General features: G+C 38.3%; 10 protein-coding genes. All 10 read left to right on the top strand.

What is annotated here, in order from left to right; genetic code table 11:
• The first annotated feature begins 224 nt into the window (after positions 1-224).
• The 10 genes from OCV82_RS11085 to OCV82_RS11130 all read left to right on the top strand — a co-directional run bounded on the left by OCV82_RS11085 (position 225) and on the right by OCV82_RS11130 (position 18,727).
• Entirely contained in the window at positions 225-1,856 is a 1,632-nt protein-coding gene (locus OCV82_RS11085; RefSeq protein WP_154044445.1) for an InlB B-repeat-containing protein, read from the top strand.
• 181 nt (positions 1,857-2,037) lie between these two features.
• Positions 2,038-3,354: a DEAD/DEAH box helicase gene (locus tag OCV82_RS11090; RefSeq protein ID WP_154044446.1), complete on the top strand. Its 1,317-nt coding sequence runs from the start codon at positions 2,038-2,040 to the stop codon at positions 3,352-3,354.
• Between the two features lie 257 nt (positions 3,355-3,611).
• Positions 3,612-4,682, top strand: a complete 1,071-nt coding sequence (gene serC / locus OCV82_RS11095) for a 3-phosphoserine/phosphohydroxythreonine transaminase (protein WP_154044447.1) — start codon at positions 3,612-3,614, stop codon at positions 4,680-4,682.
• Positions 4,683-4,768: 86 nt separating this feature from the next.
• The gene (locus OCV82_RS11100) at positions 4,769-5,692 is read left to right on the top strand and encodes an NAD(P)-dependent oxidoreductase (RefSeq protein ID WP_154044448.1); all 924 of its coding nucleotides are present in this window, start codon (positions 4,769-4,771) and stop codon (positions 5,690-5,692) included.
• Positions 5,693-5,706: 14 nt separating this feature from the next.
• On the top strand, positions 5,707-6,954 hold the full coding sequence (locus tag OCV82_RS11105; protein WP_154044449.1) for a DUF1015 domain-containing protein: 1,248 nt from the start codon (positions 5,707-5,709) through the stop codon (positions 6,952-6,954).
• Positions 6,955-7,265: 311 nt separating this feature from the next.
• Positions 7,266-11,258 carry a hybrid sensor histidine kinase/response regulator transcription factor gene (locus OCV82_RS11110; protein ID WP_154044450.1) on the top strand — a complete coding sequence of 1,331 codons (3,993 nt, stop codon included), beginning with the start codon at positions 7,266-7,268 and terminating at the stop codon, positions 11,256-11,258.
• A gap of 266 nt (positions 11,259-11,524) precedes the next feature.
• Positions 11,525-12,445, top strand: coding sequence for a glycoside hydrolase family 16 protein (locus OCV82_RS11115; protein ID WP_154044451.1), 921 nt, complete (start codon positions 11,525-11,527; stop codon positions 12,443-12,445).
• Between the two features lie 28 nt (positions 12,446-12,473).
• Positions 12,474-15,665, top strand: coding sequence for a SusC/RagA family TonB-linked outer membrane protein (locus OCV82_RS11120; RefSeq protein ID WP_154044452.1), 3,192 nt, complete (start codon positions 12,474-12,476; stop codon positions 15,663-15,665).
• Positions 15,666-15,698: 33 nt separating this feature from the next.
• A complete protein-coding gene (locus OCV82_RS11125) occupies positions 15,699-17,393 on the top strand; it encodes a SusD/RagB family nutrient-binding outer membrane lipoprotein (RefSeq protein ID WP_154044453.1) in 1,695 nt (564 codons plus the stop codon).
• Between the two features lie 38 nt (positions 17,394-17,431).
• Complete coding sequence (locus OCV82_RS11130; protein WP_154044454.1) at positions 17,432-18,727, top strand: hypothetical protein; 1,296 nt, start codon at positions 17,432-17,434, stop codon at positions 18,725-18,727.
• Positions 18,728-18,743: the final 16 nt, after the last annotated feature.

The raw sequence follows: 18,743 nt of genomic DNA on the forward strand, positions 1-18,743 counted from the left end.
TTTTTTTCCAATTTATGAAAAGTAAGATTTGTATTTTGATTATTGTAAAATAATATAAGTTCTATGGTATAATCGTATGCAAATCTGTCCAAAAAATAATTTAATGTCAAATTTTTAGTAATAAAATTTCATGTTTTTTTTTTTTTGTTAACTTTGTGGGCGCTGATAATATAAGTTATCACATATTTTATAATATTTATAGTTCGTTTTTAATAGAATTACGTATGGGAAATTTAATGAAATTGATTGTGCCCATTATGATTGGGTTGTTTTGTTTTGTGTCTTGTGCAGACGACGCTACAGAAAATGAGGAGCGTTATTTTACTGTGACATTTAATTCCATGGGCGGAAGTGAGGTTAAGGAGCAAAAGGTAAAAGCCGGAGAACATGCCGTTAAACCAGAAAATCCAACTAAAGATGGTGTCGTTTTCTTGGGATGGTTCAAGAGCGAGAATTTCGAAAGTGAATGGGTCTTTGACGTGGATGTTGTGGATTCTGATATTACTTTGTATGCAAAATGGTTGGCGGAAATAGAAACTTGTATGATTTCTTTCGATACAAATGGAGGTGATGATATAGAGCCTGTGAGTGTTGAGAAAGGAAATACGATTACCGGTTTGCCAACTCCTGTAAAAGACGGATTTGTATTTGACGGATGGTTTACAGATGAATCTTTTACTAATCCGTTTGATGAATCAATGGTTATAACAAGTGATATGACTCTTTATGCCAAGTGGAAATCAGAAGTTGATGATACGGTAAAGAAACAACTGGAGGATTTGATAAACAAGGCAAACGGTTTGAATAAGGAAGATTATTCCGAAACGTCTTTCGAAAGGTTGGAAAAATACATTGAGTTTGCTAACGTGATAATTGAAGATGAAGACTCTACACAGGAAGATATGAAAAAGGCTTATGATTTATTAGATGAAGCTATAAAAGCTTTGTTCCCTGTTTTGCCAAATGAAGGAAAACCTTACGAGGTTAAATCAATAGAATATGAATTTTTACAGGATGGTAAGAAATATATTCTGATAAATGGAAATGGAGGATACCATTGGGGAATATCGTTTAATGTTTATGATGTTTATGGAAACTATGTTGATGAAGGAATAAATAAAGTGAAATTATCTTATGATGCTTCCAAATTAATAGAGTGGACTGCTGATGGAATAATTAATGAATACGAAGGTCAAATAGATTTCAAACTTAAGCCAAATCTTGCAGTTGGTGATGAATTGGAAATTACAGCAACATCTATTTCAGAATCTAATGTCTCAACAAAACTGATACTTAAAGTAGTTGATGGTATTGAAACAACAAAATCATTTCTTGATGTTGCGGGTGAAGTAACAAATACGACTATAACTTTTGATAACTATTTTGAATTAAAACAAAAGTCAGAACTTGCCATGGCTATGGCTTCTTGTCTGTTGGTTGAAGGTTATGATACAACTATAATCGAAGAACCGTATAATAAGCTTAGAACCTATATGGATGATTGGTGGAATTTTAGCTTTATTAAGGTGAAGGATAATTTTTATTGTTCACAGAATATGTTGTACTCATATACACAAAATGGAGGAAACTTCCCAGCTGGAGAGTTGATTTCTGATATTTACCTTGAATATGATGATATATATTATCAGGAAAAAACTGTGTTGACTTCCAATGAACTTTATGCTTATACTAGAGAGTTTTCCGGATCAGCAATCGGTGTTGATTGGAAGTTGGAGACGAAAGCAGAATATAAATTTATTCCTGGAGAAAATGGCGGTGGAACAATGATACTTCATTATTTAGATATAGATAGCGTAACGCGCGGTAAATTAAAGAGTAGGGTGATGTCCAGATAAAATCTTGTTTTTTCAGATTAAGATTATAACCTGCTATGGTAAGTTATGTAACATCAAAGTTGGTATAACATAACTTATCATTGCAGGTTTATTTAATTATATGAAATGTGATTTGTATGGAAATCTCACTTATTTATTGTATTTTTGCATATAATGGTTTAAATATAGTCAAATAAAATATATGGATATCCGTACAATACTGAAGAATCTGAAAATAGAAGAGTTGAACGCTATGCAGCAGGCAGCTGTAGATGCTTATAAGGAAGGAAACGACATAGTGCTGCTTTCGCCTACTGGTTCCGGAAAAACCCTGGCTTATCTTATTCCACTTGTGCAGTCACTGAAGAAGGATGCCGAGGGAGTGCAGGCTGTAGTGCTTGTTCCGTCACGCGAGTTGGCATTACAGATAGAACAGGTCTTCAAAGGAATGGGTACTGACTTCCAGGTAATGAGTTGCTATGGCGGACGTCCTGCCATGGACGAACACCGCACAATGAAAGGTATCCGTCCGTCGGTGATTATCGGTACTCCGGGACGTATGAACGACCATCTTGGAAAAGGCAATATAGATGCATCGACAGTGCGTGTACTTGTTATTGATGAGTTCGACAAGTGTTTGGAATTCGGATTTCAGGAGGAAATGGCAGATGTTATAGGCAAGTTGCCTGATTTGCGCCGGAGGTTCCTTCTTTCAGCTACTGATGCTGAAGAAATACCACGCTTTACTGGAGTAAACAAGAGTGTAAGGCTGAATTTCCTGAATTCTGATGAGCAATTGTCGGACAGACTTCATTTATATAAGGTGGAATCGCCGGTAAAGGATAAACTTGAGACATTGTATAAGCTGGTTTGTAGTCTTGGTTCGGAGCAGACACTAGTGTTCTGCAATCATCGCGAGAGTGTTGACAGGGTAGGCAAGTATCTGCATTCAATGAAGGTTTATAGTGAAACTTTTCATGGAGGAATGGATCAGGACGACCGTGAGAGAGCGCTTTATAAGTTCAGAAACGGCAGTTGCAATATCTTTATTTCTACTGACCTTGCTGCACGCGGACTTGATATCTCTGGCATAAAGAATGTAGTCCACTATCATCTGCCTATAGCTGAAGATGGGTTTATACACCGAAACGGACGTACTGCAAGATGGGATGCCGAAGGTAGTGCATATATTATTATGCATTCCGAAGAGAAAGTGCCTGATTATCTTCCTGCCGAGATTGATGTGTTCACTTTGCCGGAGATAACACCCAAACCTTCGAAACCGGAGTTCGTCACATTATATATAGGTAAGGGTAAAAAAGACAAGATAAACAAGATAGATATAGTAGGCTTCCTCTTCAAGAAAGGTGGACTAAATAAAGACGATGTGGGCAAGGTTGACGTTAAGGACCATTATGCTTTCGTGGCTATATCGAGAAAAAAGAGCCAACAAACGTTAAAGTTGATACAAAATGAAAAGATTAAGGGGGTAAAAACTTTGATAGAACTGGCAAAATGATAACTTTGTGTAAAGTTAAGTGCTAAATGACAGGTCACTGTCTCAATTTGCTATGGTTGGTATCACAAAAAACACCAGAGTATGATAGTTGTGTGTCAAAATGAAAGTAAAATTATGCTTCATATCATAAAATGAAAGAAAATTTCAATTGTGGGTGTAATTTTATTATATTAAAGTTTGGTCGTGTGGAAATAAATACATAAATTCGCAAACGTTTGATACTTAAAATATATGTAAAACCTAAAAACAACTGCCAAATGAAAAAACATAATTTTAATGCGGGACCATCTATATTGCCTCGCGAAGTAATAGAGAAAACAGCACAAGCTATATTGGATTTTAACGGCTCTGGACTTTCGTTGATGGAAATAAGTCATCGCGCAAAAGACTTTCAGCCGGTAGTGGACGAAGCTGTGGCTTTGTTTAAAGAGATACTAAATATCCCGGAAGGGTACTCAGTGATATTCCTTGGTGGCGGTGCTAGCCTTGAATTCTGTATGGTTCCATATAACTTCCTCGAAAAGAAAGCTGCTTATCTTAACACAGGTACTTGGGCTAAGAAAGCTTTGAAAGAAGCAAAAGCTTTCGGCGAAGCTGTGGAAGTTGCATCATCTGAAAAAGACGGATATACATATATTCCTAAGGATTATGTTATTCCTGAAGATGCGGAATATTTCCATATTACCACTAATAATACTATCTATGGAACAGAATTGCATTCAGATCCTGAAGTGAATGTTCCTTTGATTGCGGATATGTCATCTGATATTTTCTCACGTCCTATCGATGTTTCAAAATACATCTGTATCTATGGCGGCGCTCAGAAAAATCTGGCTCCTGCGGGTGTTACTTTCGTAATTGTGAAAGATGATGCGCTTGGCAAGGTTACACGTCATATACCTACAATGCTCGACTATAAGACACACGTTGACAAAGGTTCAATGTTCAATACTCCTCCTGTAGTGCCTATCTATGCTGCATTGCAGACTTTGAGATGGATCAAAGCTCAGGGTGGTGTGGAAGAAATGCAGCGCAGAGCTAAGGAACGTGCTGAGTTGCTTTATGCTGAAATTGACCGCAACAAATTGTTCCGCGGTACAGTGACTGTGAAAGAAGACCGCTCACTGATGAACATCTGTTTCGTAATGGCCGATGAATACAAGGATTTGGAAGCCGACTTCCTGAAGTTTGCTACCGAACGTGGTATGGTGGGTATCAAAGGTCACCGTTCAGTAGGCGGATTCCGTGCTTCATGCTATAATGCTATGCCATTGGAAAGCGTTAAGGCTCTTATCGAGTGCATGCAGGAATTTGAAAAATTGCATTAATCCGTATTAATTATCAAATAGGGACGTGACGGAGACTTCTCTTTTCACGTCCTTTTTATCTTTATATCACTTAAATTTTACTACACATGAAAGTCTTGATTGCAACAGAAAAACCATTCGCCAAGGTTGCTGTGGATGGTATTCGTAAGGAAATAGAAGCAGCTGGTTATGAACTCGTGTTGCTTGAGAAATATACAGAGAAAGCTCAATTGCTTGATGCTGTAAAAGATGTAAACGCCATTATTATCCGAAGTGACATTGTTGATAAGGAAGTGCTTGACGCTGCCAAAGAACTGAAGATTGTAGTCCGTGCAGGTGCCGGATACGATAATGTTGATTTGGCTGAAGCTACTGCTCACGATGTATGTGTGATGAACACTCCGGGACAGAACTCAAATGCTGTGGCAGAACTTGCTTTCGGTATGATGATTATGGCTGTCCGCAATTTCTATAACGGTAAGGCGGGTACAGAACTTATGGGCAAGAAACTAGGTATTCATGCTTACGGTAACGTGGGACGTAATGTAGCCCGTATCGCCAAAGGTATCGGAATGGATATTTATGCTTACGATGCTTTCTGTCCTAAGGAAGCTATCAAGGCTGACGGTGTTACTCCTGTAGATTCTGCCGAAGAACTTTATAAGACTTGCGATGTTGTATCACTCCATATTCCTGCGACCCCTGAAACACGCAAATCAATCAATTACGATATGGTGAACCTTATGCCTAAGAATGGTTTGCTAGTCAATACTGCAAGAAAAGAAGTTATCGATGAAGAAGGACTTCTGAAACTGATGGAAGAACGTCAGGACTTGAAGTATGTAACAGATATCATGCCTGACATGAATGAAGAATTTGCCGCTAAATGTGCAGGCAGATATTTCTCCACTCCAAAGAAGATGGGTGCCCAGACAGCCGAGGCCAATATCAATGCCGGTATTGCCGCTGCAAAACAGATTGTGGCTTACTTCAAGGATGGTTGCGAAAAATTCCGTGTAAATAAAAAGTAAAAACCTTTCTGCCTATGGCAATAGTTAAACCTTTCAAGGGCATACGCCCACCGAAATCAATGGTAGAGGAAGTGGCTTCCCGACCATACGATGTATTGAATTCAGAAGAGGCGCGTGAAGAGGCTAAGGGTAATGAAAAGTCATTATACCATATCATCAAGCCGGAAATAGATTTCCCGGTTGGAACTGACGAGCATGATTCAGCTGTATATGACAAAGCCGTTGAGAATTTCAAGATGTTCCAGGAAAAGGGATGGCTGGTGCAGGACGATAAAGAAAACTATTATGTATATGCACAGACCATGAACGGAAAGACTCAGTATGGTCTTGTTGTTGGCGCATACGTGCCTGACTATATGAATGGCGTAATAAAGAAGCATGAGCTTACACGCCGCGACAAGGAAGAGGACCGTATGAAGCATGTCCGTGTGAACAATGCGAACATTGAGCCTGTATTCTTTGCGTATCCGGATAATGCCGAACTTGATGCCATTGTCGCTAAATATACTGCACGCGAGCCGGAATATGACTTCATAGCTCCGGGCGACGGATTCGGTCATACATTATGGGTTATTGATGAAAAGGACGATATAGACAGGATTACTGCTTTGTTTGCTGATATGCCGGCTCTGTATATAGCCGACGGTCATCACAGAAGTGCCGCAGCAGCATTGGTAGGTGCCGAAAAAGCAGCCCAAAATCCAAATCACAAGGGCGATGAAGAGTATAATTACTTCATGGCTGTATGTTTCCCTGCATCGCAGTTGACTATTATCGACTATAACCGTGTGGTAAAGGATTTGAACGGACTGACAGCCGAACAGTTCCTGAAAGCATTGGAGAAAGACTTCATAGTCGAAGAAAAAGGCGAAAGTATCTATAAGCCTTCATCACTTCATAATTTTTCATTGTACCTTGCCGGAAAGTGGTACAGTCTCACTGCAAAACCCGGTACATACGATGATAACGACCCGATAGGAGTGCTTGACGTGACAATCTCTTCAAATCTCATCCTTGACGAAATACTTGGTATCAAGGATTTGCGTTCGGACAAGAGGATTGATTTTGTTGGTGGAATCCGCGGATTGGAAGAGCTGAAACGCAGAGTTGACAGTGGTGAAATGGCTATGGCACTGGCACTGTATCCGGTATCGATGAAACAGTTGATGGACATTGCCGATACGGGAAATATCATGCCGCCGAAGACTACATGGTTCGAGCCTAAGCTTCGTTCGGGACTGATTATACATAAGTTGGAATGATGCCAGTATTTTTATTTTATTGATATTTGTTTGGCGCCTGATGAAAATAAAGTGAACTAAGTTCACCTGTATTCATCAGGCGCAATTGTGTATATTGGAATATATAATACGGTTTAAACAATATTAATGTAGTCTGTATGTCTTTAAATTAGGTAATATTATTGGCCTGTAACTGTCTGTAGCATTTGATGCTTTCTCAGATAATGTTAGAAATAGGTTAACTAAATATAGTATTTGATATATTTTCGCTATATTTGTATCATATTAGCCTTTGTGAAATTTAAGGATGTAAGTGTCCGTTGATTTAATATATGAAGATAAATTTAAAATATATCTTATTAGTCATATCTTTTGTGTTGTCTGTTTATGCTTTATATGCCGAATCGTTTGACGGTATGTTTAGTGTTCGTCACATCGGGCGCACTGATGGATTGAGTAGCGAAAGAGTATTCTCGATAGTTGAGGATAATGACAATGTGATGTGGATTTCAACTAGAACTGGAGTGGACAGATATAATGGTCGTACAGTAAAAAATTATTCATTATCTGCTAATTACTATTATGGTGATTTGGCAGGGAGAATAATCAGGCTTTATTTTGATAATAAACTGGGACTTTTGGCATACGATCATACCGGGAGAATATATAAATATCAACCGAATACGGACAGCTTTGAATTATATTTGTTTTTGGGGGAGCATATTGAGGGGGAAATTATTCTTAATAAAATATTTTCTGATGAAAATGGAACGCTTTGGTTTGGATTGAGTAGAGGATTATATTCGAAAAAATCAGATGGTGCTTTATGTTGCGTTTTAGAAGACAATTATATAAATGACATAGCATGTTTGTGTGATTCTTTATTTGTTGGTACATCTAATGGAGTTTTTCGTTTATCATGTAGGGAAGATTCTGTTTCAAATCAACTTGTTGAAGATAAAAATGTACAAACTCTTTATTTCGATAAGTCTGAAAATAAGTTGTGGATTGGTACGTTCAACAGCGGATTGTGGACTCTGGATCTCGGAAATTATTCATTGCATCGTATAAAAGGTCAACATCTGTCTTTTTTAAATCCTATTCGCGCCATTACTCCTTATGACAATAACAGAATACTTGTTGGAATAGACGGTGGCGGAGTATATTTTGTGGACAAACATACCTCAGATACAAAGTTGTTTGTAAATACAGAGGATAGTGGGGAGTTCTTTTTACGTGGCAATGGAATCTATGCCGTAACCAAAGACTTTCAGGATAATATATGGATAGGCAGTTACACTGGTGGAGTGTCTGTGGCTATTTCTTTGAAGTATCCTATCAATATAATGACACATGAACGGGGAAATCCGCAGTCGTTGGTAAATAATAATGTGAATGATATAGAGGAGAATATAAATCATGATTTGTGGTTTGCCACGGATGATGGTATAAGTATTAGGAATAAGTCAGATCATCGTTGGAAACATATATTAAAATCTATTGTAATAGTAGATTTATGTAGTTCTGGTGATGGAAATATCTGGGCTGGAACTTATGGTGACGGTTTGTACCTGATAGATAAAGACGGGCGTGTGATAAGACATCATACTCAAAAGCCGGGAGGACTTACTACAAATTATATTTTCTCAGTGAAGGAGGACAAGGACGGAGATCTTTGGATTGGGGGACTTGACGGAAATTTAATTATAGCCGACAAACAAGGAAAACGTAAAAATGAGTTTGATATAAACTGGGTTCATTCCATGGAAGAAGTTGATTCTTTGAGAATGGCCGTTGCTACAGTAAATGGTTTTTGTATTGTAGAAAAATATACATCTCAGTTCAGACGTTATGCCACAACCAGTGAGTTCAATGATAAGAATGTCAGTGCTTATATCATTTCAATGTTGTTTAATGGTGACGGTACTGTATGGCTTGGCACGGAAGGAGGTGGACTGAATCTGTATGATATGAATTCAGGTGATGTAAAGACTATTACCACTAAAGAAGGTTTGCTATCGGACGACATATATAGCTTGCAACGTGATAATAAAGGGCGTATTTGGGCAAGCACAGGTAAAGGTCTTGCCGTTGTAAATGCCCTGAAGGTTTCAAATCTGAATTATATTCATGATACAGATAAGACATATAACAAATCGGCATGTATCAAACTTTCTGATGGTAGGTTTGCTTATGGAAGTACTTATGGGGCTATTTTTATAACTCCTGATGCGATGGCTGTTGAGGAATACGACGCACCTGTCAGGATAACAGATTTAAAATTGGAGTATATTTCTCCCGAGAAGGAAATACAGATGCGTCCGTCCATTTATGCAATGCTCATGGATAAGAAGGTTGATCTTGATTACAGTTATAATTCATTTTCTGTTACTTTTGAGTCAATAAATTATCGTTTTCAGCATGATATAGCTTATCAGTATATTCTTGAAGGGTATGAAAAATCATGGAGTGCGGTGTATTCGAATGGAACTGTCAGATATACTAATGTTTCTCCGGGAATGTATACCTTGAAAGTCAGAAGTTTAAGAAAAAGTAACGGAGAAATCATTTCAGAAGATTCACTTTCAATAAACATCAATCAGCCGTGGTGGAATTCATGGTATGCATGGATAATATATTTGTCTTTAGTTCTCGGTATATTTTATTTCATACTTAGATATAAGAGTAATCAGCTTCAGAAAAGGCATAATGAGGACAAAATAAAGTTCTTTGTAGAGACAGCACACGATATACGGACTCCTGTAACACTTATTATGGCTCCTTTGGAAGATCTTAGTAAGGAAAAAGACCTTTCGGATGATGTAAGTTACTTGTTGGAAACAGCGCGTAATAATACACGTAAACTACATACGCTTGTAAGTCAATTGCTTGAGTTTGAGAAAATAGACACAAATAAGAAAGATGTAACTCTTAAACCTATAAATATCAACGATTTATTAGTGAAGGAATGTGTAAGCTTCCAGTCGTATTGTGATAAGAAACAATTGCATATAAAGATGTCTTTGCCTGAACATGATGTGTTTGCAATGGCAGATGAGCAGATGATGGAAATGTTGCTTGACAATCTTATTTCGAATGCTTGCAAATATACCTTGGCAAATGGGACAATCAGCCTGTCACTTTCAACCGATAAAAAGAATGTAGTTATAGAGGTTCAAGACACAGGCATTGGCATTCCTGCTGATGCGGGCAGACAGCTGTTCAAGAATGTTTATCGTGCGGTTAATGCTAGGCAGACAAACGAACCAGGCACAGGATTCGGACTGTTACAGGTTCAGCGTTTGGTTAATATGATGCATGGAAAAATTTCATACAAGTCTGAAGTAAACAAGGGCAGTACGTTCTATGTTACGTTACGCAAGGCTGATATTGATTCTTCTTTTGATAATAATGTTATACATAAACAGATATCTCCGGTTATAGAAAATAGAACTGAGTATATTGGTGATGATTCTGAAAATATTAAAGAATCTTTGGATACATTGCTTATAGTTGAGGATAATGATGAACTACGCTGTTATTTAAAGAAGATTTTTGAACGTGATTATCGGGTTATAGATGTATCTGATGGAAGTAAGGCTTTGGAATGTTTGGCAGAAGAATATCCGGATCTTATTCTGTCGGATGTTATGATGCCTGGTATCCAGGGTGACGAGCTTTGTCGTATAGTAAAGGAAAATCCACAAACATCCGGCATACCGTTTATATTGCTTACTGCCAAAGTAACCCATGACGCCATGGTTAACGGTCTGAAAAGTGGAGCGGACGACTATATTCCTAAACCTTTCAGTGCAGAAATTTTAAGATTGAAGGTTCATAGTATTCTCGAAACCAGAAATCATCTTCGTGAATATGTTCTGAAAAATGTGGTGGCACAAATAGAGAAAAATGAAACTGTTGCCATTGATACTTTGAACAGTAAGGACGAAATAAGGCAAACAGACGGTGGCAATGTTCAGAATGATGCTGTACCGGTATCAGAGGATGATTTGAATTTTATCAAGCATGCAACACAACTCGTCATGGATAATATGGATGATGAAGAATTTAATATTAACCAATTGTGCCAGGAAATGGCTATGAGCCGTACCTTGTTCTACAACCGTTTGAAATCGCTTACAGGAAAGGCTCCACAGGATTTCATACGTCTGATTCGTCTTCAGAGAGCGGCAGAACTGTTGAAACAAGGAAAGCCTGTGGCAGATGTAGCCGCTGAAACTGGATTTGTGAATTCTAAATATTTCAGTATATTGTTCAAGAAACAATTTGGTATATCACCAAGCAAGTTTCTGGAGCAAAACTAATAGATAGTTCTATATTTATATTACGGGCTGACAAATCAATTAATGTTCATAAATAAGACATTATTGATTTGTCAGCCCGATTTTTATATGTTTTCTTGGTTAAAAAGCAAAAATGATAGTTTTCAACCCTTTTCTGTCAGCATTCAAACCCTGAAAAACAGGTTTATACCCAATTTTGCCAACAGCTTGGAAGCTGAATGTAATCTTTAGTTAACAGTAAAAGAGAAAGTGAAAATACATAATGTTTAACCAAAAAACTATCGGTAATGAAAACAGTAATTTTATTTCTATTATTCTTTTTTGGAGTAAATCTGCAATCGTGTTCGACAAATAATGAACCGGTAAAGCCTGATAATCCGGAAGAGGAAATCAAAGATGATAATGAAGGACAGGAGGAGGAACCTGAGCTGCCTGATGAGCAACCAGGAGATGAAGATGAACCCTCGAAACAGTGGAAACTCGTGTTTACAGAAGACTTCAACACATTTGATAATTCTGTTTGGACAAAAGAAACTCATGAGCCTGGGTGGGTGAACAATGAACTTCAGGAGTATATCGAAGCATGTGTTAGTGTAGGTAAAGATGGAGATAAGTCAGTTCTTATTCTTACGGCCAAAAAAGAAGGGGATAAATTTTATTCAGGTCGTGTAAACAGCAAAGGCAAGAAAAGTTTTCAATATGGTAAAGTAGAAGCAAGTATAAAACTCCCTAAAACAGCAAACGGATTATGGCCTGCATTTTGGATGATGGGCGACAACGATAGGCAGTGGCCTGCCTGTGGTGAGATTGATATAATGGAGATGGGAGAAAAAGCAGGCATAGCCAATAATACAACAGAAACATATATCAATACCGCAATTCATTATGGTCCTAATGTCGAAGGACATGAACAGGTATTCCAAACCAAGACAATGGAGAAAAGTCTACAAGATGGCAACTATCATGTCTATTCTTTGGAGTGGAATGAAAATGAACTTATCGTAAAGGTTGATGATATATTAATTAAGACATTCAATATCGGACCTGACAGTGGTCGTTTTGAGTATTTTAATGATAAATTCTATTTATTGCTTAATCTTGCAGTTGGCGGAGATTTTCCAGGCATTACAGATCCGGCACAGATTACAGCATTGAAGGATGGAGAAAAAGCCCAAATGTTTATCGACTGGGTGAAAATATATAATTAATCTTAATACTATTACTTATTAAAAACTTATGAGAAGATTAAACTACAAGTACACATTGTATTGCGGTACATTGTCCTTGTCTCTTTTGGGAGGAATACCGCAAGTGAATGCCGGAGTTGCAGAAGTCAATCTTGCAATAATGCAACAGAATCGACAGGTTTCCGGTAATGTTAAAGATGCGATGGGAGCGATAATCGGAGCTTCGATTGTTGAAAAAGGAACAACAAATGGAACCATTACTGACATGGATGGTAACTTTGTTCTGAATGTACAGCCGGGGGCCACATTGGTGGTAAGTTATGTCGGTTACAAAACAAAAGAAGTAAAAGTTGGTACTTCACCACTAGATATCACTCTCGAGGAAGATAGTAAGGTGTTGAGTGAGGTAGTCGTTACAGCGTTGGGTATAAAGCGTGAGCGTAAGGCGCTTGGTTATGGTGTAGATGAAGTAAAAGGTGAAGCACTGACAAAGGCTAAGGAAACCAATGTCATTAACTCAATGGCTGGTCGAGTACCTGGATTGGTTGTCAGTCAGACTGCCGGTGGACCTTCAGGTTCTACACGTGTACTTTTGCGTGGTAATACAGAAATGACAGGAAACAACCAACCTCTGTATGTCATTGATGGAGTACCCTTGGATAATACAAACTATGGCAGTGCCGGTACGGAAGGAGGTTATGACTTGGGTGACGGTATTTCAAGCATTAACCCTGATGATATTGAGAATATGTCTGTTCTTAAAGGTCCTGCTGCTTCAGCGTTGTATGGTAGCCGTGCCAGTCACGGTGTAATTCTTATCACTACAAAGAAGGCTAGCGGTAAGGATGGTGAACGTATGAGTGTTGAGTATAATGGTACAATGACATTTGAAACTCAACTTGCTAAATGGAACGAAGTTCAGCAAATATATGGTATGGGTAGTGATGGCACTTACAGTATAAATGCTGTTGCAAATACAAATAAGAGTTGGGGACCAAAAGCCGACGGTTCAAATATGCTTGATTATTTTGATGGCGTTTCGCGTCCGTATCTGATTATTCCTGATAACGTATCTGGTTTCTTCCGTACAGGTTTGACTGCAACAAATACATTAACTTTAAGTTCGAGCCATGGAAAGTCGGGAGTACGTTTTACTTACACTGATATGCGTAATAAGGATATAGTTCCTAATACAAATATGAGCCGTAACATATTCAATTTGCGTGCGAATACTAGTATGGGAAAAGTTGATTTGGATTTCAGTACAAACTATACACGCGAATCGGTAAAGAACCGTCCGGCTCTTGGCGACAGCAAAGGTAATGTCGGTAAAAATCTTATGACTCTTGCCACTACATATGACCAGGAATGGTTGAAAACATACCAGGATGCAAACGGTGAATACTCTAACTGGAATGGTTTGGATCCATACAATGTAAACCCTTATTGGGATGTTTACAAGAATTCAAACCAATCGGATAAAGATCAGTTCCGTTTCAATGGCAAGGCAATATGGAACGTTACAGATCATTTTAAACTTCAGGGTACAGTCGGAGCTGAATTCAACTGGTTTAAGTTTGAGGATTTCAAGGCTCCTACAACTCCTGGTTATGAAGCCGGCAGATTGCAGATAAGCAATTTCAGAAACCGTATGTACAACTTCGAAATGTTGGCTCTGTATAACAACTCCTGGGGTGATTTCGATTTCAATGCAACATTGGGCGCCAACTTGTATAAAGTGAATAATGAGACTACAATTACTACAGCTCAGGATATGAAGATACGTGAAACGGTGGCACTCATGAGCTTTAATGAAACAAGTGTGGAACAGAATTATTACAGAAAACAGATAAATTCTATTTATGGTGCAGTAAATGTTGGATGGAGACACCTGATATATCTTGATGCTACATTGCGCGGAGACCGTTCTTCCACATTACCTTTGAATAACAACACATATATCTATCCTTCATTCTCAGGTAGCTTTGTATTCTCTGAACTTATAAAGAATCACAATTTCCTGCCTTACGGAAAACTCCGTGTGTCATGGGCACAAGTAGGTAGCGATACTGATCCTTATCAGTTGGGATTGGTATATACGAAATCTAAATTTACTTATCCTGGATATACTTTAGGCTCTATCAGTAACACTACTATTCCTAATCGTGACCTAAAGCCTACAAGAACCAACTCATACGAAATGGGATTGGAATTGAAATTCCTGAATAGCCGTATCGGTCTGGATTTCACTTACTATAACCAGACTAGTAGAAATCAGATTATGGCTATGGCTAGTTCATGGGCTTCCGGTTATACATATCGTATGATTAATGCCGGTGAAATCCAGAACAACGGTATTGAAATTGCTTTGAACACTCGTCCTATTCAGACAAAGGACTTTTCTTGGGATTTGAACATCAACTTCTCTAAGAACAACAATAAGGTTAAGGAATTGGTTGACGGCATCGACTTATTTGAACTGGAAAAGGCTACATGGCAGGATGTGCAGATTGCAGCTGTAGTAGGAGAAAATTTTGGTTCAATTATTGGTCCGGACTTCAAACGCAATGAAAATGGTGATATTTTGATTGATCCAAGCACTGGTTTGCCACAATACGATAACAGTAACCATATATTGGGTAACGCTTCATGGGACTGGACAGGTGGTGTTGTAACAAATTTCACATACAAGAATATCTCTCTTGCTGCCGTATTCGATGTTAAGGTCGGTGCCGATTTGTATTCAATGTCAGCTCGTGCTGCATACGAATCTGGTAAAGCATTGGAAACATTGGAAGGACGCGAAGAATGGTATAAATCAGAAGAACAGCGTAAAGCTTTAGGCATAAGCGAAGCAAATTGGACACCGACAGGTGGTTTCATTGCTCCTGGTGTAATAGACAATGGAGACGGAACATACCGTCCTAATGATATCTACGTAAATCCTGAGGATTATTGGATGAATATCAGTCGTTATGCTCCATCAATGTTTGTTTACGACAACTCATACATTAAATGTCGTGAAATCACATTGAGCTATTCATTACCTAAAACATGGTTGAAGAATAAGGTTCAAGGATTGACTGTGTCTTTCGTTGCGCGTAATCCGTTTATTGTTTGGAAGAATATTCCTAATATCGATCCTGATTCGAACTATAACAATACTACAGGTATGGGTATGGAATACGGCTCATTGCCTTCACGTAAAAGCTATGGTTTCAATGTCAACGTTAAATTCTAATTAATTCTAAATCATTTCAAAAAGAAATACACAATGAAACGTTACAAATCATATATAAAAACAGCAATGTGCATGGCATTAGCACTTGCTTTTACAGCTTGCAGTGATGAATACATGAATGACATGAATACAGACCCGTCGAAAGCTGAAAATATTGACCCAAATTCACAGTTGACTTTTGCCGAACTACAAACATACGGCGACCTTGGAATGATAGAGATATACCGAAGCTATATAGGTGCCTTTACGCAGCAGCTTATGGGATGTTGGAATACAACAAACTACGGAGGTCAGCACAAAATTGACAATAACGAAATGAATCGTTTTTGGACAAATCTTTATACTACAGGAATCAAGAATCTTGTAGATGTTGAGGTAAAGACAGAAGGTGACGAGAACAAAGTGAACATACATGCCGCTGCTGTGATTTACAAAGTATATCTTATGTCTATCATAACAGATACATACGGTGATGCTCCATACTCAGAGGCAGCCAGAGGTTTTATCAGTGGTATGACAAGTCCACGTTATGATACACAAGAGGAAATCTACAACAGTTTCTTTACAGAACTGACTGAAGCCGCTGCCGCTTTAGACGATAAGAAAGATGAAATCACAGGTGATGTGATATTTAATGGAGATATAAGAAAATGGAAAAAGCTTGCAAATTCTCTTCGTATGCGTTATGCTATGCGTATATCTGATGTTTCTCCACAGAAGGCGCAGGAAGAGTTTGAAAAGGCATTTACAGATCCTGCCGGCTATATGACAAGTGCTGATGATGACGCATTGATTGAATATATGGAGCTTACATTCAATTTTGGTCAGGAAGCATATACAGATTACAGACGTAACGCTTTGTCACAGTTGTATTTTGGTAATGACCCTGCAAATAATCAGACTTATATCTGTTCTACTTTCTTCAATACTTTGAAGGACAATGACGACCCTCGTACTTTTGCACTTACCCGTTGTTATTTCGACAAGGGTCTGACTCAGTCAAATCCTAATAACCGTATTGATTTGACAGATGAAATGCTGGAACTGGGTGCGCAGTTCAATCCTTCAAAACCGGGTGAATTCTGGTATGAACCATGGCCGGATAATGGATATTGGAGTGAAATTATAGCGGACCTTAAAGAAAGGTATCCTGACAATACGAATTACTCAAATCCATGGTTACAGGATGCTACCCGTCCTAAATTGGCCCAGAATTTCCTTAAATCTGACAACCCGGGTGTTGTTATGACATATGCTGAGGTTGAGTTCCTATTGGCTGAGGCTAAACTTAAAGGATGGAACGTGGGCTCTACAACTGTTGAACAGCATTATGAAAATGGCGTTAGGGCTTCAATGGCATTCCTTGTTGATAATTATGATTGTGAAATAGACAATCAGGCTATAAACGATTATATTGCAAATCATCCTATCTCAGCTCTTAGTGACGAAGGTAAGAAAGAAGCTATAAATACTCAGGCTTGGATTCTTCACTTCCATAACCTGTCAGAGTGTTGGGCAAACATTCGTCGTTCGGGGTATCCAAAACTGAAATCTCCTGCCGAATATGGCTATGCAGCTGATAAGCTGACAGGAGGATACGACATCCCGGTACGTTTATGCTATCCTATTCTTGAGTCTTCATACAACAAGGAAGGCTATCAGGAAGCTTTGGACCGTATGGGTGGAACTAACAGTTGGAATATTCCTGTATGGTGGGATAAAGAATAAAAATCTAGTACACTAAACAATTTAAATTTCGTATTAAAATGAAAAATATATATTGGATATTATTTATATTGCTCGGTGCAGGTTTCTCTTTTACATCTTGTAGTGAAGAAGAGCCATTTTCTACTGCAACAGCAGATGATAACCCACGTATAATAGCACCGACATTTCCTGAACGTGATGAAAATGGCGGATTAGGAACTATTTCAGAAATTGACAGAGATGTGTTGTTCTCAATAACTGTTACAACGACACCTGCAGATTATACATCTGTGGTATGGACGCTTGATGGTGAAAATGTTGGGACAGAAAAGACACTCGAGATGAATCTTGAAGCAGGTATATATCATCTTAGAGTTGATGTCTCAACTCCTGTAGGAAAGACAACTTTTCGTGAAGGACTTGTAAAAATAAAAGCTTTGGCCGAAGATCCTCAGAGTGATGAAATCGTATTAGAACGCATTGTTGTACCAGGAGGATGGGCACGATTAAGCGGAACAAATCTTGACAAGGTAGCAAAAGTCGCTTTAAAGCAGATAAATGTTAGTGAATCTAAAAGTAATCCAGAAGTAGAAATATCTGATGTAACATACGTCGAATCAGGTGCCTATATTGAGTTTAAAATTCCTGCAGGATTGGCTGACGGTGAATATCGTGTGGCATTTGTTGATGTGAAAGGCAATAGATACGGTGCTAATACAATGGATGTTACTTCTAAGTCTTTGGTAACATCAGGCCCTGATAGTAAACAGCCAAATGCTAAGTGGACTCTTACAGGATTGAATATGGATAAAGTTGCTTCTTTGTCATTGGGTGGAAACGCAATCACTACATTCGTTGAACAGTATTCAACTCGTTTGACTTTCGTTTCACCTATAGTTGCAGATGGAGACTATGTACTGACTGGTATAACAAGTGATGGAGAAAGCGTTAATTTCTTTGTCGAAGACGAGATAAAGACAGAGCTAGCTGTTACAGTTAAGGATTCACCATCCGAAGTTGAATTATGGAAAGGACATTATTATGTTTCTTGGGAGGCTGGAGCATCAGAATCTGCAAAAGAATTTGGTGAAGTTAAAACAATGATTCAAGATTTGCCTCTAGGAAGTAAATTGAAAATATATTACACAATAGAGCCTAATGATACTTATCATCAGATTGGAACCAAAACTGCTTATTGGACGGATCTTCCAGGTTATCCTGAATCTGTATTCTCGGAAGATGGTGTTGTTGAAATTGTTTTGACTCAGGAGATAATTGACTTGTTGAAGGCTGAAGCTGGATTTATCTGTGTAGGTCATGGATATTATGTTGACCGTGTAACTTATGAAGAATAATTTATAAACAGCGAAT

It is taken from the genome of Bacteroides cellulolyticus (assembly GCF_025567135.1).
GTDB classification, from domain to species: Bacteria; Bacteroidota; Bacteroidia; order Bacteroidales; family Bacteroidaceae; genus Phocaeicola; species Phocaeicola cellulolyticus.